The 22,054-nt window shown below is 49.5% G+C and carries 16 protein-coding genes and 1 tRNA gene; 10 read left to right on the forward strand and 7 right to left on the reverse strand.

Features of this window, described 5'->3' with window-relative positions; translation table 11 throughout:
- Positions 1–12 precede the first annotated feature (12 nt).
- The 4 genes from OH663_RS02090 to hemW are packed head-to-tail and all read left to right on the forward strand — an operon-like array spanning position 13 to position 2,596.
- Positions 13–579 (forward strand): YggT family protein, encoded by a 567-nt coding sequence (locus OH663_RS02090; protein WP_045447391.1) that lies wholly within the window; start codon positions 13–15, stop codon positions 577–579.
- A complete protein-coding gene (gene yggU / locus OH663_RS02095) occupies positions 576–866 on the forward strand; it encodes a DUF167 family protein YggU (protein WP_003027101.1) in 291 nt (96 codons plus the stop codon). Before OH663_RS02090 ends, yggU begins: the two co-directional genes overlap by 4 nt.
- Positions 867–873: 7 nt before the next feature.
- Positions 874–1,467 (forward strand): XTP/dITP diphosphatase, encoded by a 594-nt coding sequence (locus OH663_RS02100; RefSeq protein ID WP_045447394.1) that lies wholly within the window; start codon positions 874–876, stop codon positions 1,465–1,467.
- Positions 1,460–2,596 (forward strand): radical SAM family heme chaperone HemW, encoded by a 1,137-nt coding sequence (hemW, locus tag OH663_RS02105; protein WP_045447397.1) that lies wholly within the window; start codon positions 1,460–1,462, stop codon positions 2,594–2,596. The genes OH663_RS02100 and hemW overlap by 8 nt, the downstream gene beginning before the upstream one ends.
- Positions 2,597–2,678: 82 nt before the next feature.
- Here hemW and ansB read toward each other — a convergent pair whose 3' ends face one another.
- The 4 genes from ansB to trmB all read right to left on the reverse strand — a co-directional run bounded on the left by ansB (position 2,679) and on the right by trmB (position 5,728).
- Complete coding sequence (gene ansB, locus OH663_RS02110) at positions 2,679–3,725, reverse strand: L-asparaginase 2 (RefSeq protein WP_200009979.1); 1,047 nt, start codon at positions 3,723–3,725, stop codon at positions 2,679–2,681.
- A gap of 188 nt (positions 3,726–3,913) precedes the next feature.
- Positions 3,914–4,633, reverse strand: a complete 720-nt coding sequence (locus OH663_RS02115; RefSeq protein WP_045447403.1) for a YggN family protein — start codon at positions 4,631–4,633, stop codon at positions 3,914–3,916.
- Positions 4,634–4,682: 49 nt separating this feature from the next.
- Complete coding sequence (locus tag OH663_RS02120) at positions 4,683–5,009, reverse strand: YggL family protein (RefSeq protein ID WP_045447406.1); 327 nt, start codon at positions 5,007–5,009, stop codon at positions 4,683–4,685.
- Entirely contained in the window at positions 5,009–5,728 is a 720-nt protein-coding gene (trmB, locus tag OH663_RS02125; protein WP_045447409.1) for a tRNA (guanosine(46)-N7)-methyltransferase TrmB, read from the reverse strand. Before trmB ends, OH663_RS02120 begins: the two co-directional genes overlap by 1 nt.
- Before the next feature lie 160 nt (positions 5,729–5,888).
- On the opposite strand from trmB, the gene mutY reads away from it, so the two are divergent.
- From mutY to OH663_RS02145, 4 genes are all read left to right on the forward strand, one after another.
- Entirely contained in the window at positions 5,889–6,941 is a 1,053-nt protein-coding gene (gene mutY / locus OH663_RS02130; RefSeq protein ID WP_200009980.1) for an A/G-specific adenine glycosylase, read from the forward strand.
- A 27-nt stretch (positions 6,942–6,968) separates the two neighbouring features.
- On the forward strand, positions 6,969–7,244 hold the full coding sequence (locus OH663_RS02135) for an oxidative damage protection protein (RefSeq protein WP_045447415.1): 276 nt from the start codon (positions 6,969–6,971) through the stop codon (positions 7,242–7,244).
- A 94-nt stretch (positions 7,245–7,338) separates the two neighbouring features.
- Positions 7,339–8,424: a membrane-bound lytic murein transglycosylase MltC gene (gene mltC / locus OH663_RS02140; protein ID WP_136345243.1), complete on the forward strand. Its 1,086-nt coding sequence runs from the start codon at positions 7,339–7,341 to the stop codon at positions 8,422–8,424.
- 212 nt (positions 8,425–8,636) lie between these two features.
- Positions 8,637–9,893, forward strand: coding sequence for a nucleoside permease (locus OH663_RS02145; protein WP_045447421.1), 1,257 nt, complete (start codon positions 8,637–8,639; stop codon positions 9,891–9,893).
- 56 nt (positions 9,894–9,949) lie between these two features.
- On the opposite strand, the gene OH663_RS02150 is transcribed toward OH663_RS02145, so the two are convergent.
- Positions 9,950–12,085: an ornithine decarboxylase gene (locus OH663_RS02150; RefSeq protein ID WP_200009981.1), complete on the reverse strand. Its 2,136-nt coding sequence runs from the start codon at positions 12,083–12,085 to the stop codon at positions 9,950–9,952.
- Between the two features lie 469 nt (positions 12,086–12,554).
- On the opposite strand from OH663_RS02150, the gene OH663_RS02155 reads away from it, so the two are divergent.
- Both OH663_RS02155 and OH663_RS02160 read left to right on the forward strand, forming a co-directional pair.
- Complete coding sequence (locus tag OH663_RS02155) at positions 12,555–13,262, forward strand: DUF554 domain-containing protein (protein ID WP_200009982.1); 708 nt, start codon at positions 12,555–12,557, stop codon at positions 13,260–13,262.
- 105 nt (positions 13,263–13,367) lie between these two features.
- Positions 13,368–13,443, forward strand: a tRNA-Phe gene (locus tag OH663_RS02160).
- A 276-nt stretch (positions 13,444–13,719) separates the two neighbouring features.
- Here OH663_RS02160 and OH663_RS02165 read toward each other — a convergent pair.
- Both OH663_RS02165 and OH663_RS02170 read right to left on the reverse strand, forming a co-directional pair.
- Positions 13,720–14,439 (reverse strand): hypothetical protein, encoded by a 720-nt coding sequence (locus OH663_RS02165; protein WP_200009983.1) that lies wholly within the window; start codon positions 14,437–14,439, stop codon positions 13,720–13,722.
- 344 nt (positions 14,440–14,783) lie between these two features.
- Complete coding sequence (locus tag OH663_RS02170; RefSeq protein ID WP_263525679.1) at positions 14,784–21,701, reverse strand: autotransporter outer membrane beta-barrel domain-containing protein; 6,918 nt, start codon at positions 21,699–21,701, stop codon at positions 14,784–14,786.
- Positions 21,702–22,054 lie beyond the last annotated feature (353 nt).

Consider the following 22,054-nt stretch of genomic DNA (forward strand, 5'->3'; position numbering starts at 1 on the left):
CTAAGGAACACCATGAATACGTTGACCTTCCTGCTCTCAACGGTAATTGAGCTGTATACCATGGCGCTGCTATTGCGCGTGTGGATGCAGTGGTCCCGCTGTGATTTTTACAACCCGTTCTCGCAGTTCATTGTGAAAATCACGCAGCCCATTATTGGGCCGTTACGCCGTATTATCCCTCCGATGGGACCAATCGACAGCGCCTCGTTAGTAATCGCGTTAATTCTCAGTTTTATCAAGGCAATAGTGCTATTCAAAGTGGTCACATTCCAGCCGATTATCTGGATCGCCGCCGTACTTATTGTTCTGAAAACCATTGGGCTGCTGATTTTCTGGGTGCTGTTGGTCATGGCCATCATGAGCTGGGTCAGCCAGGGTCGTAGCCCCGTGGAGTACGTGCTGATTCAACTGGCGGACCCACTGTTGCGTCCTATCCGTCGCATACTGCCAGGCATGGGCGGAATCGACTTTTCCCCGATGATCCTGGTACTGCTGCTCTATGTCATCAACATGGGGATTGCAGAGGTATTACAGGCGACAGGTAATATGCTGCTGCCGGGGCTGTGGATGGCGTTATGAGTGCCGTAACACCCTGCGATGACGGTCTGGTTTTACGGCTCTATATTCAGCCTAAAGCCAGCCGGGACAGTATTGTGGGTTTACATGGCGACGAAGTAAAAGTCGCCATTACCGCCCCGCCGGTCGATGGCCAGGCAAACAGTCATCTGGTTAAATTTCTCGGTAAACAATTCCGCGTGGCGAAAAGCCAGGTTGTTATTGAGAAGGGCGAGCTTGGCCGTCACAAACAGGTTAAAATCATTCATCCGCAACAAATCCCGCCAGAAATTGCGGCACTAACTGATTAGGTATCCCATGCAAAAAGTTGTCCTCGCAACCGGCAATGCCGGTAAAGTGCGTGAGCTCGCCTCTCTCCTGAGCGATTTCGGGCTTGATGTTGTCGCCCAAACAGATCTGGGCGTTGACTCCGCTGAAGAGACCGGCCTGACTTTTATTGAAAACGCCATTCTGAAGGCGCGTCATGCTGCGCAAATCACCGGACTGCCGGCAATTGCCGATGACTCGGGTCTGGCTGTCAACGCCCTGGGCGGCGCACCAGGCATCTATTCCGCTCGCTATTCAGGAGAAGATGCTACCGACCAACAGAATCTGGAAAAGCTGCTGCACACCCTGCGGGATATCCCTGAAGAGAAACGTCAGGCACAGTTCCATTGCGTGCTGGTGTATATGCGCCATGCGGACGATCCAACGCCAATTGTTTGTCACGGAACCTGGCCGGGCGTGATTACCCGCGAGCCTGTCGGAAACGGCGGTTTTGGCTACGACCCGATCTTCTTTGTACCGTCTGAAGGTAAAACCGCGGCAGAACTGACTCGTGAAGAGAAAAGCGCCATCTCCCACCGCGGACAAGCGCTGAAGCTGCTGCTGGATGCCCTGCGTAATGGTTAAGCTTCCACCACTGAGTCTTTATATTCACATCCCGTGGTGTGTGCAGAAATGCCCCTACTGCGATTTCAATTCGCATGCGCTGAAGGGTGAAGTTCCCCATGATGACTATGTTCAGCATCTGCTGAGCGATCTGGATGCCGACGTTGCGTACGCACAAGGTCGTGAAGTAAAGACGATTTTTATTGGTGGTGGCACGCCAAGCCTGCTCTCAGGGCCGGCAATGCAAACGCTGCTGGATGGTGTGCGCGCACGCCTGAATCTGGCGGCTGATGCAGAAATCACGATGGAGGCGAATCCCGGTACAGTAGAAGCCGATCGCTTTGTCGATTATCAACACGCTGGGGTGAACCGTATCTCCATAGGTGTGCAGAGTTTCAGCGCAACTAAACTTGAGCGCCTGGGACGTATACACGGGCCGGAAGAAGCCAAACGCGCCGCCAATCTGGCGAACGGTCTGGGGCTTCGCAGCTTTAATCTTGATCTGATGCACGGCTTGCCGGATCAGACCCTGGAAGAGGCCCTGGGCGATTTGCAGCAGGCGATCGCGCTCAACCCGCCTCATCTATCATGGTATCAGCTCACCATTGAACCCAATACTCTCTTTGGCTCACGCCCTCCGGTATTACCGGACGATGACGCGCTGTGGGATATTTTTGAGCAGGGCCATCGGTTGCTGACCGCCGCCGGGTATCAGCAGTATGAGACATCAGCCTATGCTAAGCCGGGTTATCAGTGTCAGCACAATCTGAACTACTGGCGTTTTGGCGACTATCTTGGTATTGGCTGCGGAGCTCACGGCAAAGTCACTTTTCCAGATGGACGCATCCTGCGCACCACCAAAACGCGACACCCGCGCGGATATATGCAGGGGCGCTACCAGGAAAGCCAGCGTGATGTGGCGCAGACCGACAAACCATTCGAGTTCTTTATGAACCGTTTTCGTTTACTTGAAGCCGCGCCGCGTGCTGAATTTACCCAATATACCGGGCTTACCGAAGACGTTATTCGTAAAGAGATTGATGAGGCTATCACGCAGGGGTATCTGACAGAGAACGAAGAGTTCTGGCAGATTACCCGACACGGTAAGCTGTTTTTAAACTCTCTGCTGGAATTGTTTTTAGCGGAATAACACTGAAAATAGCCAGGCCTGATGGCGCTGCGCTTATCAGGCCTGGGGGCTCAGAGACGATAAGCGCAGCTATCTTTATAGATTAATACTGATTAAACATCGTCTGGATCTGTTGCGGATCTTTGGTTTGCGTCAACGCCAGTTGCAACAGCACACGTGCTTTTTGCGGGTTCAGCGAACCTGAAGCGACAAATCCGTATTTCGCATCATCGATTTCAGCATCCTGCGTGGTGGCACCTGTTGGTACACGGGAAGAACGCACAACCACGGTACCTTTATGCGCGGCAGTCGCCAGGGTATCGAAAATCGTTTTATACAGGTTACCGTTACCTACACCCGCACTGACGATCCCTGCATAACCTGCGTCTACCAGCGCTTTTGCCGGCAGATCAGAAGCATTAGCGTAGTTGTAGATAATCCCCACTTTCGGCAGTTCTCTCAGCTTAGACACATCGAACGGCGTAGAAGTAGTGTGCTTACGGGCAGGCGTACGCTGGTAGTCAATTTTGCCGTTATGGATGTATCCCAGCGGGCCGTAGTTAACGGATTTGAAGGTAGCAACATCAGTGGTATTGGTTTTGGTCACATCACGACCATCCAGTACGGTGTCGTTCATCACCACCAGCACGCCACGGTTTGCAGAGGCTTTATCTGCCGCCGTTACCACCGCGTTATACAGGTTAAACGGACCATCGGCGCTCATTGAAGTAGATGGACGCATTGCACCTACCAGTACCACCGGTTTGTTGCATTTGACTGTCAGGTCGAGGAAATATGCGGTTTCTTCCATGGTGTCCGTACCATGCGTGACTACGAAACCGTCGGTTTTATCACATTCAGCATTGATCTTCTTCGCCAGCGTTAACCAGACTTCATCGTTCATATCCTGGGAGCCGATATTCACAACCTGCTCGCCTTTGACCACAGCGATATCTTTCAGTTGCGGCACCGCATCTACCAGATTTTCTACACCGACTTTGCCTGCCGTGTAGTTGGATTTTGTTGCGGAATCACCACCGCCAGCAATCGTTCCGCCAGTGGCTAAAATGGTGATGTTAGGTAATGCCAGCGCCGCGCCGCTGAATCCCATAACCAGTGCAGCAAGTGCCGTTTTCCTGAAAAACTCCATGTTATTTCTCCAGTTACTTGAATTTGCCGCATTATGTCTATCTCACAGATGAATAATGTGACATTGTCCAATTAACCAGATTTATATTTCCATGAAATTGTCGTTCTTAGAGGTGGATATCAAAATAACAGGAAAATACAAAATAAAACGGCACAGAATGTTTCTGTACCGTTAAAGAGAAGTGAATGTTATTTCAGACCGTTAACTAATGCCTTACGGTCATCTTCCAGCGTTACGACGCGCGCGCAAACATCTTTGCCAAACTGCTGGAAATCTTGTTCCTGATTCTTCCATTCGTTCTGAATTGACGTTTGCAAGCCACCGAGGCTACCGAGCACGCCCTGCAACGGGTTACCGCCGCCTTTGAGCACGGCTTTCGCTCCCATTTCGTTAATGCTGTCTTGCAAAATGCCGCCCATCGCCTGGTTCACCAGCTGTTGCCCGTCAGCGCGGACCTGATCTATCGCCTTATAATGGAAGGTCAGACCGTCGGAGCGATGCTCGATTATCCGGTTCATCTGCTCTTTCAACTGAGCATCAAGCTTGGTTAAACGACCGCGCATATTACTGCTTTCGCCCACTTCTTTGGCGATGATTTTATCCAGTGCCACGCGACCTTTCTCAACGCGCGCTCTGGCACCTTCGTCAATCCACGGCAGACTGCTACGCAACGCCGCCTGATAATCTTTCGCCTGCTCACGCTGTGCAGCGCTCAGGGTGTATTGTTTACCGTTGAAGGTGACATTGCCGGTCGGCGTAATAACCAGATCGCCGTTTTCACCTTTCACCTGCACCGTTTGCGGACTTAAAATCACATCGTCTCGTGGAGTGACGCTGCACTTGTAATCAGCATGTGCGGCCATCGCCGTGAACGTTAGGAGTGCCGCCAGCAGCGTTTTGCGCATCATATCTATCCCTCAATACAAATCGGGCCGGCATTTGCCGACCCTTTGCTACTTAGTCCCACCAAACATCGAAAAGTTCGCTGGTACGCACGTCTTCAAGTTTATGCTCTTCCAGCCACTTACGGACAATCGCCTGATGTTCTTCAGTACATTTGCCAATTTCCTGCAGGCAGATCAGACCTTCCCAGGCCAGATAGCCGCTGCCGTCAAAGGCCAGTTTGTTCGGCTCGATAACTTCATTGATAAGGTCATCAACGATTTTATCAACCTGCTCTTCAGATGTGCCTTCCGGGAAACGCCATGCAACCGAAAATCCTAATTCCTGGAATTCGTCGATATGCATTTTTTTACGCAGACGACGGCTACGGTTCTTTGCCATTATTTCACCCTCTCGAACATTAAGTCCCATACGCCATGGCCAAGTCGATGACCACGTTGTTCAAATTTGGTTACCGGGCGCGATTCCGGGCGCGGTACATAATCGTTACTCTCTGACTGGTTTTTATATCCGTCAATGGAGGACATCACTTCAAGCATGTGTTCCGCATAGGCTTCCCAGTCGGTAGCCATGTGGAAAACGCCGCCCAGTTTCAGCTTGCTTTTAACAAGCTCAGCAAATGGTACCTGAACGATACGGCGTTTATTATGACGTGCTTTATGCCACGGGTCAGGGAAAAAGAGCTGAACCATTGATAAAGAATTGTCAGGAATCATTTTGTGCAGTACTTCAACGGCATCATGGCACATCACGCGCAGGTTCTCGACACCCTCTTCATGAGCTGAGGCCAGACACGCGCCGACGCCTGGAGAGTGCACTTCAATGCCGAGGAAATTCTGTTCCGGACGAGCTTTAGCCATGGCCACCAGCGAAGCGCCCATACCAAAACCAATCTCAAGTGTCACTGGCGCTTCACGGCCAAACAGCGCGGCAAAATCCACAGGCTCTTCGCTAAACTCAACGCCCATCACCGGCCAGTAGTTTTCCAGCGCGTGTTCCTGCCCTTTGGTCAGTCGCCCCTGGCGACGAACAAAACTACGAATCCGGCGCAGAGGGCGGCCGTTTTCATCAAATTCCGGTGAAATGACGTCGTTCTTCATAAAAGTTTAGTCTGCTGTGTTTGAGTTCTGAAAACGGGCATTATCCAAAGTTAGTTGCCGGATGCAAGTAAAGGAAGAAAGTGAGCAGCGGAAAGTTCCGGTTTACACCCCGTTGCCGCTGTGCTGCAATCTTGCCCCCAGTCATTATGAAACGGTAACCATGCAAGCGTCTCAATTTTCAGCTCAGGTATTGGGCTGGTACGACAAATACGGACGGAAAACGCTGCCCTGGCAAATTGACAAGACGCCTTACAAAGTATGGCTCTCTGAGGTCATGCTGCAACAAACGCAGGTTGCGACAGTTATTCCTTATTTTGATCGCTTTATGGCGCGCTTCCCGACGGTTACTGACTTAGCACAGGCACCGCTGGATGAGGTCCTTCATTTATGGACCGGTCTGGGTTATTACGCCCGTGCTCGTAATCTCCATAAAGCCGCTCAGCAGGTAGTGACGCTACACGGCGGAACGTTTCCGCAAACCTTTGATGAAGTAGCAGCCCTGCCAGGCGTCGGGCGTTCTACCGCTGGCGCGATCCTTTCGCTTTCTCTGGGTCAGCATTTTCCGATTCTCGACGGCAACGTTAAACGCGTGCTGGCTCGCTGTTATGCTGTCAGCGGTTGGCCAGGTAAAAAAGAGGTCGAGAAAAAGCTCTGGGATTTGAGCGAACAGGTTACGCCAGCTAAAGGCGTTGAGCGGTTTAATCAGGCAATGATGGATTTAGGAGCGATGGTCTGTACGCGTTCGAAGCCCAAATGTTCCCTGTGCCCGCTAGAAAATGGCTGTGTGGCTAGTGCCAACACAAGCTGGTCACTTTACCCCGGTAAAAAACCCAGACAGACATTACCAGAACGTACAGGCTATTTTTTACTGGTGCAGCATGATGATCAGGTATTGCTTGCGCAGCGCCCACCAAGCGGTTTATGGGGCGGATTGTACTGTTTTCCGCAGTTTGAAGATGAAGATGGGCTACGTCAGTGGCTGGCGCAACGGCAAATTAACGCAGATAATCTGACCCAACTTAATGCGTTTCGCCACACCTTTAGCCATTTCCATTTAGATATTGTGCCTATGTGGCTTCCCGTGTCTTCATTCACCTCATGCATGGATGAAGGCAATGCGCTCTGGTATAACTTAGCGCAACCGCCGTCGGTAGGACTGGCGGCTCCCGTGGAGCGTTTGTTGCAGCAATTACGTACCGGTACGCATGTTTAACGTGTCGGTTAATAGAGAGGATTTTTTATGAGCAGAACGATTTTTTGTACTTTCCTGCAACGCGATGCAGAAGGTCAGGATTTTCAGCTGTACCCAGGCGAACTGGGAAAACGCATTTACAACGAGATTTCGAAAGAAGCGTGGGCACAGTGGCAGCATAAGCAAACCATGCTGATTAACGAAAAGAAACTGAATATGATGAACGTCGAACACCGTAAACTGCTGGAACAGGAAATGATTAACTTCCTGTTTGAAGGTAAGGACGTGCATATTGAAGGCTATACGCCGGAAGATAAAAAATAAGCATCTCTTGCTGACAATTTCGTAGGCCGGATAAGGTGCTCACACCACCCTCCGGCAAAACGATACAACAACAAACACAACACGCACTCCCGGAATGATGAAAAAATTTCTCGCGCTTGCCGTTATTGCGCCGTTGCTCATCTCCTGTTCCAGTTCGACCAAAAAAGGCGATACCTATAACGAAGCCTGGGTCAAGGATACCAACGGTTTTGATATTCTGATGGGGCAATTTGCTCATAACATTGAGAATTTGTGGGGATTCAAGGAAGTACTGATTGCGGGTCCGAAAGACTACGTAAAGTATACCGATCAGTATCAAACCCGCAGCCACATCAACTTTGATGACGGTACGATAACCGTTGAGACCATCGCCGGGACAGATCCCGCCGGACACCTGCGTCGGGCGATCATCAAGACATTGCTAATGGGCGATGATCCCGGATCTATCGATCTCTATTCCGATGTCGATGATATCAAGATTTCCAAAGAGCCGTTCCTGTATGGGCAGGTGGTTGATAATACCGGTCAGCCCATTCGCTGGGAGGGGCGTGCAACAAACTTCGCGAATTACCTGCTACAAACGCGACTTAAGAGCCGCAGCAACGGCCTGCGCATCATCTATAGCGTGACGATCAATCTGGTGCCAAACCACCTTGATAAGCGAGCACATAAATATATCGGCATGGTACGGCAGGCATCGCGGAAGTACGGTGTCGACGAATCGCTGATTCTGGCAATCATGCAGACCGAATCGTCCTTTAACCCGTATGCTGTCAGTCATGCCGATGCGTTGGGGTTAATGCAGGTAGTACAACACAGCGCCGGGAAAGATGTATTCCGCTCTCAGGGGCGTTCGGGTACGCCAAGCCGCAGCTTCCTGTTTGATCCGGCCAGTAACATCGACACGGGTACAGCCTACCTGGCGATGCTCAACAATGTCTATTTGGGCGGTATTGATAATCCGACCTCGCGCCGCTATGCGGTGATCACCGCCTATAACGGCGGGGCGGGTAGCGTGCTGCGCGTTTTCTCCAGCGATAAGATTCAGGCCGCAAATATTATCAACAGCATGTCCCCGGGGGATGTTTATCAAACCCTGACTACGCGACATCCATCAGCAGAATCACGTCGTTATCTTTACAAGGTTAATTCCGCACAGAAAACCTATCGTCGACGTTAACATCGTCCTCTCCTGACACCTCCGCTAACGGATGTCAGGAGAGCAAAAGTGTTAACTCCGTCACTCTTTTACCTTGCAATTAGAAATTGTTTGCAAATATTTGTCACAGCTAACAAAAAAAGAGTGTCTCTCATTGATAGAATCACATCATATTGCAACGGCAAATGTGCCTTTTAAAACATTCATCCGCATTACGGTGTGAGGAAATTAACATGAATCTTAAGCTGCAGCTGAAAGTCCTCTCCTTTCTGCAGTTCTGCCTGTGGGGTAGTTGGCTCACGACCCTCGGCTCTTATATGTTTGTCACCCTTAAATTCGATGGTGCATCCATTGGCGCAGTGTATAGCTCCCTGGGGATTGCCGCCGTATTTATGCCAACGCTGTTAGGGATCGTGGCTGACAAATGGATCAGTGCAAAATGGGTTTATGCACTTTGCCACCTGGTCGGCGCAGGAACACTGTTCGCCGCCGCCGAGGTCACCACGCCAGGGGCCATGTTCTTTGTGATCTTGCTTAACTCACTGGCCTATATGCCAACGTTAGGGCTAATCAACACTATCTCTTACTATCGCCTGCAATCTGCCGGGATGGATATTGTCACCGACTTCCCGCCAATTCGTATCTGGGGCACCATCGGCTTTATTCTGGCCATGTGGGCGGTAAGCTTCTCTGGCTTTGAACTGAGTCATATGCAGCTTTACATCGGCGCGACATTATCCGTGGTACTGGTACTGTTTACCCTGACGCTGCCGCATATTCCGGTTGCCAATCAGCAAAAAAACCAGAGCTGGACGTCAATGCTCGGCCTGGATGCATTCGCGCTGTTTAAAAACAAGCGTATGGCTATTTTCTTCATCTTCTCAATGATGCTGGGCGCAGAGTTGCAAATTACCAATATGTTCGGCAATACCTTCCTGCACAGCTTCGATAACAACCCACTGTTCTCCGGTAGCTTTATCGTTGAACACGCCTCGGTGATGATGTCGATTTCGCAGATTTCTGAAACCCTGTTTATCCTGACCATCCCGTTCTTCTTAAGCCGTTACGGTATCAAGAACGTCATGCTTATCAGTATCGTGGCGTGGATGCTGCGCTTCGGTCTGTTTGCTTACGGCGATCCGACTCCGTTCGGTACCGTGCTGCTGGTTCTGTCGATGATTGTTTACGGTTGTGCTTTCGACTTCTTCAACATCTCGGGTTCCGTATTTGTGGAAAAAGAAGTGCGACCTGAAATTCGCGCCAGCGCACAGGGTATGTTCCTGATGATGACCAACGGCTTCGGCTGTATTCTGGGCGGTCTGGTGAGCGGTAAAGTGGTTGAGTACTATACACTGAATGGTATTACTGACTGGCAGACCGTGTGGCTGATCTTCGCAGGTTATTCACTGGTTCTGGCGTTCGCTTTCGTGGCACTGTTTAAATACAAACACGTTCGCGTACCGGCTGGCTCCCAACCCGTCGCGCATTAATCTTCATTTATTGGAAAAGGTCACCTGTCGGTGACCTTTTTTTTGCCGGATGGCGCTTACTTCAAGACGTAGCCAAACAGACGCTTAATTCCGTCAGCATCGGTCTCGCTGTAGACCCCTTGCAGCTCCGGCGAGAATCCTGGGAGCAGGTTAACGCCCTCTTCCAGAGCCAGAAAATAACGCTGAACCGCCCCACCCCATACTTCTCCCGGTACCACGCACAGTACACCAGGAGGATAAGGCAGCGCGCCTTCTGCCGCAATGCGACCCGCGGCATCACAAATACGCACCAGCTCAACGTCACCACGGATAAAGGCACTGTGGGCGTCCTGCGGATTCATCGCCACGACCGGCAAACTCTCCTGACGGAACATCGCCTTTTGTAGATCCTTCACATCAAAGCTGACGTACAGATCGTGCATCTCCTGGCACAGCTCACGCAGCGTGTAATCCCGATAGCGTACCGGGTATTTGTTGGTGATGGTAGGCAGCACATCAGCCAACGCCGTGTCGTCCTCAATATGCTGTTCAAACTGCGCCAGCATAGCTACCAGTTGCGCCATTTTCTCTGCGCTTTCTGCAGGCGTCAGCAGGAACAGAATTGAGTTGAGGTCGCATTTCTCCGGCACGATGCCATTTTCACGCAGGTAATGCGCCAGAATCGTCGCCGGGATGCCGAACTCGGTATATTGCCCGGTCTGTGCATCAATGCCAGGAGTGGTCAGCAACAGTTTGCAGGGATCGACAAAATACTGGTCGCACGCGTAACCGGAAAAACCATGCCATTTCGCGCCCGGTTCAAAGCTAAAGAAGCGACGCTCGCTGGTGATGGTTTTCGTCGGATAGGTTTCCCACGGTTTGCCATCGATCACGGGGGGAATAAAGGGCTGGAGCAGCTTACAGTGGGCAATGATAGCTTTACGTGCCTCAATCCCCATCTCCACGCATTCTGCCCACAAACGACGCCCGCTCTCTCCTTCATGGATTTTAGCGTTAACATCCAGCGCGGCAAATAACGGATAAAACGGGCTTGTAGAGGCATGCAGCATAAACGCGTTGTTCAGACGTTTGTGCGGGCAGAAACGCGCCTGACCACGAATATGGTTATCTTTTTTGTGGATCTGCGAGGTTTGCGAGAACCCGACCTGCTGCTTATGCACCGACTGGGTAACAAAAATCCCCGGATCGTTAGCATTAAGCTCCAGCAACAACGGCGATCCATCGGCCATCATCGGAATAAACTGCTCGTATCCGACCCAGGCAGAATCAAACAGGATGTAATCACACAGACTGCCAATCTTGTCGATCACCTGCCGGGCGTTGTAGATCGTCCCGTCATACGTGCCAAGCTGAATAATTGCCAGACGGAACGGGCGCGGCTGTTCGGCCTTTTGCGGTGCAACCTCCCGGATCTGCTGGCGCAAATATTCCTCATTAAAACAGTGCTCATCAATGCCACCAATAAAGCCAAACGGATTGCGTGCCGCCTCCAGATAAACCGGCGTGGCTCCAGCCTGAATCAGAGCACCATGATGGTTCGACTTGTGGTTATTACGGTCAAATAGCACCAGATCGCCACGCGTCAGTAACGCATTAGTCACCACTTTATTTGCAGCCGATGTGCCATTCAGAACAAAGTAGGTTTTATCCGCATGGAAAACTTTAGCGGCAAATTTTTGCGCATGTTTGGCCGACCCTTCATGGATGAGCAGATCGCCCAGTTTGACGTCAGCATTGCACATATCCGCACGAAACAGATTTTCGCCAAAAAACTCGTAGAAATGACGACCCGCTGGATGCTTCTTGAAAAACTCGCCATGCTGATGTCCCGGGCAGGCAAAGGTGCTGTTCCCCATTTCAACATACTGAGTCAACGTGTCATAAAACGGCGGCAACAGCTCTTCCTCATAACGACAGGCTGCGGACTCAAGCTCCAGCCAGTCCTGTGCATTACCGCGAATAATTGCCTCAACGCCTGCAGGTACATCCACATCAGTCTCTGAAAAAATAAACACGGGCAAATGAAAACCAGTGCGTTTAAGCAACGAAAGGATCCCACTGCGGCTGTCCGCAACAGTAATGACGACTGCCGCAACATCAGTAAAATCGGTACTGTCCAGCGACACCACCTGACGATGGGTAGACAGGCGAGAGACCAGTTCACCACTGGCGGCAATATTCATTGATTTCATAAGCGCAAAAACCTGTTTCGGGAAAGTCAAAAGCCCCGGGCAAAGCTGCATTGCTTCGCCCTACGAAATGACAGGTCAAACTGGTAACCAGCCCCGACCGCCAGACATCAGTAAAAGCAGATAGCCTCTGATTTTACTGTTATCCTGCAGTGAGCGTGCGTTGCCGTCACCGCATAGTGGGAGAGTGAAAAAATATCGCAGGAAGGGGCAATCTTCGCGCATAAAGGCGATGTTGAAGGCGATGTAGGGGGAATATATTCATCCCAGGCAGCCCCGTCAGACAGGAGAAAATTCGCGCAATTTTGGCACCTTTAACTATCAGGCGCAAGACAAAATCCTATGCATATATCTTGCAGATAAACACCCATTTTTCCGATCGATAGCGTCATAATAATGCAATCTGAAAACATAAACACACCCGGGCCATTGCCTTTAACATCAAGACGATAACGGGTAATCAGGAGCGAATGTGGTAATCGGACCTTTTATTAATGCCAGCGCCATTTTATTTGGCGGTGTTCTCGGCACACTACTCAGCCAGCATTTACCAGAACGTATTCGAGTCTCAATGACCTCTATTTTCGGGCTGGCCTCTCTGGGTATTGGGATTTTACTGGTAATTAAGTGCGCCAATCTGCCAGTCATGGTTCTGGCAACGCTGGTCGGCGCGTTAATCGGCGAGATTTGTTATCTGGAAAAAGGGATTAACGCTGCTGTAGCTAAAGCACAACAGGTTTTCACCAGATCAGATGTAAATGCAACGCATGAGTCTTTTATCCAAAGCTATGTAGCAATCATTGTGCTTTTTTGCGCCAGCGGTACCGGGATCTTTGGGGCGATGCATGAAGGGATGACTGGCGACCCTAATATTTTAATCGCTAAGTCTTTTCTCGATTTCTTCACCGCCGCCATCTTCGCCTGCTCGCTGGGTATTGCGGTATCAGCCATTTGCGTGCCGGTGCTGGCAATCCAGTTAACTCTGGTCACCTGTGCTGCGTTGATTTTGCCGCTGACAACGCCTGCAATGATGGCCGATTTTAGCGCTGTAGGCGGATTATTGCTGCTGGCAACCGGCTTACGCATTTGTGGAATCAAAATGTTCGCGGTCGTTAATATGCTTCCCGCTCTGCTACTGGCAATGCCGCTTTCCGCTGCATGGACCGCATTTTTTGCCTGAGAATGCGTGCAATACCAGCAATCTGGTGATAGATTGTGCAGTCTGCATTGAATTGAAGAAATTTCGTTGACGAAACGAAGCGAATCGGTTTTAATGCGCCTCGTTGCCCGGATAGCTCAGTCGGTAGAGCAGGGGATTGAAAATCCCCGTGTCCTTGGTTCGATTCCGAGTCCGGGCACCAAAATTTAGAAAAACCAGCCTTAGGGCTGGTTTTTTGCTTTCTGAAGGATGCAGTAGATTTGTGGTCGTTCTGACTGCAAATGTCACCAACCTCTCGCTGAGCGGCGCTCGTTTTTTTGATACAAGGTGTGGCAACGTTTTGCTCAGCAGTAGGTGCTTCCGAACGAAATACCGGCTTGTGACTGAAGCCCCGGAACTATTAAAAAGTACGCATAATTAAAATGAGTATGCTCACATATCCACTGATATCTGCATATAAATAGTTCATAACGCGTGTTCAACGAACAAGCGTCTCACTATCATTCAAAACCTCAATTTTTTTTAGCATTTCCAGATACACTTTATGAACCCCTATTGCTTGCCCAATAGCACATGGAGGAATAGCATTTTCTGATCTGGAAGAACTCTCCCGACGAGGAATACTATATGCATACCAACTGAAATAACCATTGACCTGAAGGTCATTGATAGCATCCAGCATATCCACGCTCATTGAGGAACCATAGCGATCTACCAGTCTATCGAGACGATTAATACCAGATGTTATATGAGTACGAAATATATCATTCCATGTGCCGCCATCAGGCACAGAGAAGAAAGTCTTTGGTCGCAATTCCAGGCATGTGTTCTGAGCCTTTTCCAGCATCGGCTTCTTAAGCATTAAATCAAAAGAGATGTTGTTATCACTGATGTATTTACCACCATTATTTTCAATGTAAAGACTTCGAAAAGGTGATGCTATAGAATTCAAACTTTTTGATATTTCTAAGTTTATAATTTTGCCAAGCTTTTGTTTTTCTAATTTAATATGTTGTTCATTTTCACGCTGTTGATACGTAGAAACAAATGAGTAAATGAGTGCAAAAACTACTAAAGCGAGTGTGAAGCGTCCTGGAATCGTAAGTTTTTTTAGGCCGGACTCATTCTTGTCCCATGTATTACCGATAATTGCTATCAGAGCAGAACCGAAAGCCAGAAAAATTGGAATGTATTCCATATATAACTCCTTAAAAACTGTTCTAAATAATATTAGAACACAAAAAAATCAAGTTCGCTATAAACCGCAGTAAATGCAACAAAACATAAATATAACGTATTAAATATTTACCTTAGGAAGCCATTAATATCGACAGTCTCTAACATGCGATAGATTATTTATCTAAAACTTAGCATAAAATACTCTATCCAGACACGAGTATTTAAGTTCCCCGAATCCGATTCCAGACACCACTATTTAGAAAAACCAGCCTTAGGGCTGGTTTTTTGCTTTCTGGCACCAAAAAAGTAACTCGAACTCAGTCAATTGCCAGGACTGACTGAATTCGATCTAGTTAGTTTGAGTTACTTAAAGTTATATTTAATACCAATCATCGCTGAAGTATCGTTATAACCTTTATCTCCAATCTGCGCGCCAATATTACCCCAGATATTGAGCTGCGGATTAATTTGCCCCTCAACACCCGTTTTAATTTCACCCAGATCACGTGCGCCTTCTTGTCGGATACTGACCCCATCCATTGTTGTGCCAAAGTTACGGGTATTGTGGATCCAGTTCACTTCCACAAACGGCTGGAACTCTCGTGCGTTGCCATCATCAATTGCACTGTGGCCTTTCAGGAAAGTACGGACTCCCAGCCGAGTCTGGATATTGCCATCTCCTTTGCCGCTGACGTGAGAACCATTCGATTCACGATGATCGTCTGCTTCAACCCCCATCCAGATAGCTTGTCCCTGCGGCTGGATAAACCATTCGTTTTCAGAACCTTTACTTCCGGTGAATTCACCGAGCTTGTGCGTATAACCCAGCTCCAGCGATCCGGTAATCCCTTTCGATTTGTATGATTCACCCTGAATACCCTGGCCTTTGACACTATTATTAAACCAGTTGTACTGCGCCCATGTATCCAGATAAGCCCCCTGATGCGTTTCATCATTGGCATACCATGTTGCATAGACCCCAGCACTGTAACCATTCACGGAACCATCAGAACGATAACCTGTAGATGAGGAGCGCGTATTGCTGTTGTTATGTCCATACCCGGCCATCACGCCAAGATGCCAGCGATCCAGTCCATCGCCACTCCAGCGGGCAATATCGCTACCAATCTGCATTACATAGCGATTACTCTGGGTTTTCAGCTGGCCGCTACCGTCACGCCAGTTGTTATGTCCACCGACATGACGCATCCACATACTTGTCACTTTCTGCTCGCCTGTCAGCGCGTCGATGTACTGGGTTTCACCCAGACGATCGTGCAGACGGGTAACAAACATATTATTTGCTGCCGCCAGGTTTGCCGTGTAGCTCCCACCCTCCGGGCGCAGATCTTTATCAGTATCAGGATCTGGTTTCGGATCCGGGTCTGGATCTGTTTTACCACTGGTCAAATACCAGTTGCCACTGTTCTCATCCTGGCCACGCCCAAGAGTATAATCATAAGCGCCCGCCACAATACGACCTGCTTGCGTAAATTCACCATCCGACTGCCCGTCTACGTGGATCACTTCAATACCGTCGATCGTGGCAGCCCCTTTCCCACCAGCATTAGTGACGCTAACTGAAGTTGTGCCGCTGGTATCACCCTTCACAACCAGCTTATCCGTTACGGAATCATCATTCCCCAAAGCAGTGTTTAATGAAAGATGGCCGTCATTACCCGCATAATTGCCATTAACTACCAGTTGGTTGCCCGCCAGTTGGCCATTCACGCCGGTCTTAATAGTACCGCTATTAGTGAGATTGCCTCCCACCGTAAACAGAAGATTATCGCCAGTCCCGGTACCAACCTGCACTCTCCCTGCGTTATTCACATTGCCAGCAACACCACCGACACCAGAGAGCATGCCAAATGTCGCAACATTCACCTGTGAACTGGCAAGGATAACCGGCGACGTTGCGTTGCCCAGCACTAAGCCGCCCTGCTCAATATCCGTTTGCCCGGTCCAGGCTGCGTTATCACCTACGGTAACGGAGCCTGCGCCCAGTTTGGTCACTCGACCACTACCATATACATCATTATTGAGTTGCCAGTCAGTGTCGCTGTTCAATACCAGAGAGCCCGTATTACTCACATCCGCACTGCCCAGGTTTTCTGCAATAGAAGCGGTAAGTTGGGAATCCGCATCGATAGAGAACTGACCGGTGAAAGCGCTGTTATTGTCTACCAGCACAACATCACTGCCGTTGAGTTCAACCAGCCCGGCATCACTGATATTATTGTATAGATTGCCTGCGGCTTTACCGATCGATAGCGTTCCTGCCGCTACAATATCACCCGAACCAAGGCCCAGAGTCGTGTTCATTAACACGCGGGCACCTTCCGCGATGGTGGTTGTCGCCGTCAGCGTACTGTTTTCACCAGTAATGGTCAGCGTATCGGCATTCACGTTCAGCTCACCACTTCCCGTTAACACACCGTCTGCTGAGCCGCCGTGCTCAAGTGTCAGGCTACCACCGTTAATATTCAGCAAAGAGCCTGCTGCCGCAGCTAGCTTACCGATAGTCTGGCGATGACCATTCATATCAAACCCGGACTCTGTCGCCAGACGCAGTTCGCTGGTCTGCCCAAGAACATTATCATTTTGCATCAGAAGGTTGCCGCTGCGTACATCGGTAACGCCGGTATAATCATTATCCTGATTGGACAGTGATACCGTCTGGCCTTTCTGGCTGTCAAACGCCAAATCTCCGCTCCCGGTTACACGGGCGCTGAGATCCGCCGCATTGCCGGTCTTGCCGTTTGCATCCAGTACCAGCGCATTATCTCCAGATGCCAGCAATTCTACCTGCGTCAGGCCATAGTTAATGTACAGGCCGTCATCACTCGCACCGCCGGTGAGACGATAGTCATAAGTCCCTTTCGCCACGACCTCGCCGTTTTGACTGATATCGACTTCCACGCCATCACTAATGATATTGCCATTGCTATCAGTCAGCGTCAGGTTACCCGCACCGCCTGAAACAGGGGTATCTGAGGTAGCCAGTTGGATCAGCGACTGCGCATCGTCCTGTTCAAGCAGTGACTGCGTGGTATCAGCCAGCGGACGATCGTTGCTGATCGTGCCAGTATCAACCTGCACGGTACCGCGCCCGGAAAGATCCATCTTCCCTGAATGAATAGTCCCTTCAGCGTTACTCTGCCCAGGGGTCACACCGTCAAAACTGACCGTACCGCCGTTAAAGGCGAGTCCTCCAATCTTCTGCTCGCCAACAGCCACATGCGTCACGCTACCCGTACCCGCACTTAATGTCGCCTGGCTCAGCGCCAGAGTATTCAACCCCGCCAGTTCAAAGGTGCTGTTGCTCAGCGCCAGCGTGCCATTGAATCCGTCTGCTGCATTGTTGCTGGTAAAATCGAACGCATTACCGCTGGCATCCACCTCTACCGTACCGGTACCCGCCAGATGACTGTTAAAGACATACGTGCTATTGGATTTCAGCGACAGCGTGCTGGTCTCGTCGACGCTATAACCAGTATCAGCAGCATCGTTTTGATTATCACCCAGCGCAAATGTGACATTATCAACGGTAAATACGGAGCCAGCAGTGAGATCAATATGCTCCATACCACTGATAGCATCAGTACGATTCAGGATGTACTGCGCGTTTTTCAGTTGAAGTGTATCTCCACCCGCACCACCATTAAGGCTGGTAAACAGCGATGTCTCCGTCTCTTTAATATCATTGAGCACATACAAATCGTTACCGCTTCCGGTCGTGACGTCCGTGGCCGTACTACCAGAATCCAGCGTAACCGTGTTATCGCCGCTCATCAGATTAACCTGTCCGACAATGCTCGCGCCTGCGGCGTTTGTAAACGCAACCCCGGCCCCCGTCAGCATTTCCACTGCTTTTTGCGAGGCATCCAGCGCTTTAATCACACCTTTATTAATGAAACTTTCCAGTGCACCATTATCAGCGTTGACCACCGCATGGCTTGTTGACTTCGAGGTTAGCTCACCAGATTGTTCAACATTTTTGGTTGTCCCCCCAATAATCAGCGCTTCACCGCCGTCACTGTCGAGCACGTTAACGCTGATACCTGTTTTCAGATCGGTTGACGCATTGGTGACAATCCCTTTGCCTGCAGCCTGTTCGACGTTGATCACCAGATTGCGTGAGTCGGACATATCCAGCGTTTGATCGGTTTCGCTACCGTCAATATTTTCAAACAAAATCCCCGTGCCACTACCCGTTACGGTAACAGTACCGGAGTTGGTTTGCGCCAGCGATGCGCCGGTATGAATACCAATACCGTTACCTACGCTTACAGTAGTATCTTTTAACTGGATGCCCGCAATTTTAGCGACGTTTTCAATAGCACTCCCTTTGCCAGCGCTGTCCATCGTAATGGTAGCGCCATCAACAGTCAGGCCTTTCGCGCCGTTAGCCAGCAGGATGCCATGCGCGTCTCCTGCTGCTTTGGTTTCCCCCGAACCGGTCAAGCTCAGCGAGGCATCATTGCCAACAAGATAGGCTGCTGTGCCATCCGTCGCGGTTACCGTCGCATCGTTTTTAACAACCGAATCAGCACCTTCAATACTGACCGCGACACCATTAACGTTAATATCACCAGCGTTATTCAGCGTGCCGCCAGAAACCAGGACGCCAGTGCTGCCCGCCTGGGCGAAATCAATAGTACCCTGGTGGTTAAGCGTACCACCGTTGCGAGCGATGTAGCCGAAGGCACCATCCGCTGTGTTGCTGGTATTCAATGTGGCATAGCTGGTAAGTACAGAGTCGCCCTTCAGACTCGCATCAACTTTCCCGGACAGATCGTAATAATTACCATCAACAATCCCGGCAGTGGTCCCTTTACCGGAAAGCTTAACAATCACCGCATCTTTAGTGATAACACCATCAGCACCGCCTTCCACACGCACGCCAGTGGCACCGTCGCCCGTGATGCTCAATGATTGCGAACCGGAATCAAAATGGCTTCCCGTCCCCGTCACTTGCAGAATAGTGGAGTCTTTGCCTGATGCCGTCATTGTCGTACCTGATGACCCACTACCATCAAAGGTTGCACCGCCTTCAATACGGTATAGCGTTGACCCTTCAGTCGATACGTCCTGCAGGGTCGAAGAGGATGCGTTGATTTTAGAACCGCTACCGTAAACAAAATAACCGATTTGGTTCTTACCACTGTCAAAAGACACTTTACCCGTATCGGTAATATCGATCGTACCGCCGTCACGAACATGCAGACCAATCGCGTTATCTGCAGCAAGACTGACACTCCCGCTCATGGTCAGTCGTGAACCCGATCCTTCAACCCAGGCACCAATGTTTTTCTGCGTACTGTCGGTTGTACTGCCATTGGTGATGTTGATGCTGCCGGAGTGAAGCGCCTCGCTCCCTCCCTGTAGCTCAATCCCGCTGGCACTGTACCCATTCAGATTGATCTTGCCGCTGTTTTCCAGACCTTTCGCGCCGTTAATACCCATCAGCCCGGTATTTTGCGCTGACCCGGTACCATTGATATCGATAACACCATTTTGCTTAACGCTGATGCCATCTGGCGACTCGCTACCATCCGCCTTGATAGCAACAGCATTTTCTACTTTTTCCCCGATAGTAATGTTGCCGGGGTTATTGATAGTCCCACCTTTCACATACATACCAATGGCGGGGAGCGTCACCACAACCTCACTGGTCGTTTCATCTTTTACCGCCTGGGCGGTACGTCCGATATAGAGAGTCCCGTTGTTTGTCGCAACGACATTATGCTGAGCAAATACACCGTAGGTGTATACACTATCGATGGATTGCACTGGTTCACCGCCAGTCGCAATATTCATTACGCCATTATTTATAAACGTTGCCGTGTCGTTCATCAGCAAAGCGTAAGCGTTATAAATATCCTGGTGAGAAGCGAGGTTGATAATGCCGTCATTCTGCACTTTCGTGGTACCTGTCGACAGAATCGCGGTATGCGCACCGACCCATGCGTTTTTCACATCAAGACTGGTACCCCCGTCAATAACACCGTTGTTATTCACGATGCTGTCCCGTGCCGAAATGACATAATCGCCCCCCGATGCACCAGCAGCGGTCCCTAACGTACCGTTGTTGTTCAGCGTGGCGCCTTTGGTCAATGTCACCACGGAGGTATCACTGAACACAGCCTGAATATTTGCATCAGCAGAAATATTAACGACAGAGTGCGCTCCGGTAGCTTTTATGAAACTATTCACATCCCGGTTTGCAAGCTGCAATACAGCATCGCCGGCCGGGATCTTGGTATCGAAGTGGATGCTTTTTTGTTCCGTGGAATAGGCTTTGTTTAACTCAGCCTGATAGTCTGCAGGTGAGAGTTGGCCCGCCTCAACAGCCTTCACCAGGGCATCATTATAGGTTTTTAAATCATCAATATTGTTAACGGTATACTGGCCTAACGCACTGGAGAAGGTGCCATTGTAAGTTGCGGTATTAAAGCTAAACGTTTTTCCAGAAGTATCCGCGACATTACCGATGCTACCGCTTTGCACGATAGTTTTAGAGTTGTAGTTCAGTACGGCATCTTTTGTATCGCTGGCGCTGGTCTCAACGTTATAAATCCCGGAAACCTTAGTGACAGCGTTAAACTTGTTCTCTGTGTGTTCTGCCCAATCGTTTCCCTTTGAACCGATATTGACATCAAGCTCACCACCCGACTTTACGGTTGCCTGCTTCATATTGACATACTGTCCGTTGCCAACTGCAACCCCCAGATATGTCGTCAGATCGCCGATATTATTAGTGGAGAAATTATTACTGTCGTAAACCTGTATTGTGCGTGAGGCTCCAGTGACAGGATCGACATATTGAATACTGTGCGTACGACCACCTAATGTCGTTTGTTTCAGGTTTATATTTTCACTACCAGATGAAATATACCCGCTATCCATTGCCTGCTGAATTGTCATCGTCTGGAAACCAGATGCCCCGGAAGCAATACTGCCATATCCTTTAGCGCCAGTGACGATATTCATCGTTTCACCATCGCCAACAACAAGCTGACCAACACCATTACTATTGGTATATGGTGTGTATTCTGGCAGTACATAATCGGCGGCCAGAGCATTTACCGACTGCGTCGCGAATACTGCACCAATTATACTTAACGCCAACGTTGATAAATTAAAGCGATAGTTATTAACTCGAATACCTACGTCGCTATTAGTTTCTACTGAAGCACCAGATCGATTAGCCAATTCAGAAACAACAACTGCACACGAGCGCGACACACTCCATACCACTTTATAAATCTTATTCATAATTACCTTTCCGAAGGACTCCACGATGCCTTTATTTACTGGCAAATTTTCGTGGTCACATAGCAGTAGATGAACTCATGAATATACAGCGGACGGACACGACTTCTTCGCTGGAAGTTTTCCGCTGAAACATTGAGCAACTTGTACTCGACGGATGGTATTACTCAAGCATAACAATATCTATTTATATCGAAAATTATACATTATATAGATAATATGACTATAAATTTAAGCCGGTAAAGATTTTTATGTTAGCGAAGTACAAAAAACAACCAAATGGTTGATAATCATATGTATAAATTTTGTAATTTACACAACACACTCACATCACAACAAATAAACAATTCCAGCTT

Source organism: Citrobacter sp. Marseille-Q5395 (assembly GCF_947057495.1).
In the GTDB taxonomy this organism is placed as follows: Bacteria; Pseudomonadota; Gammaproteobacteria; order Enterobacterales; family Enterobacteriaceae; genus Citrobacter; species Citrobacter murliniae.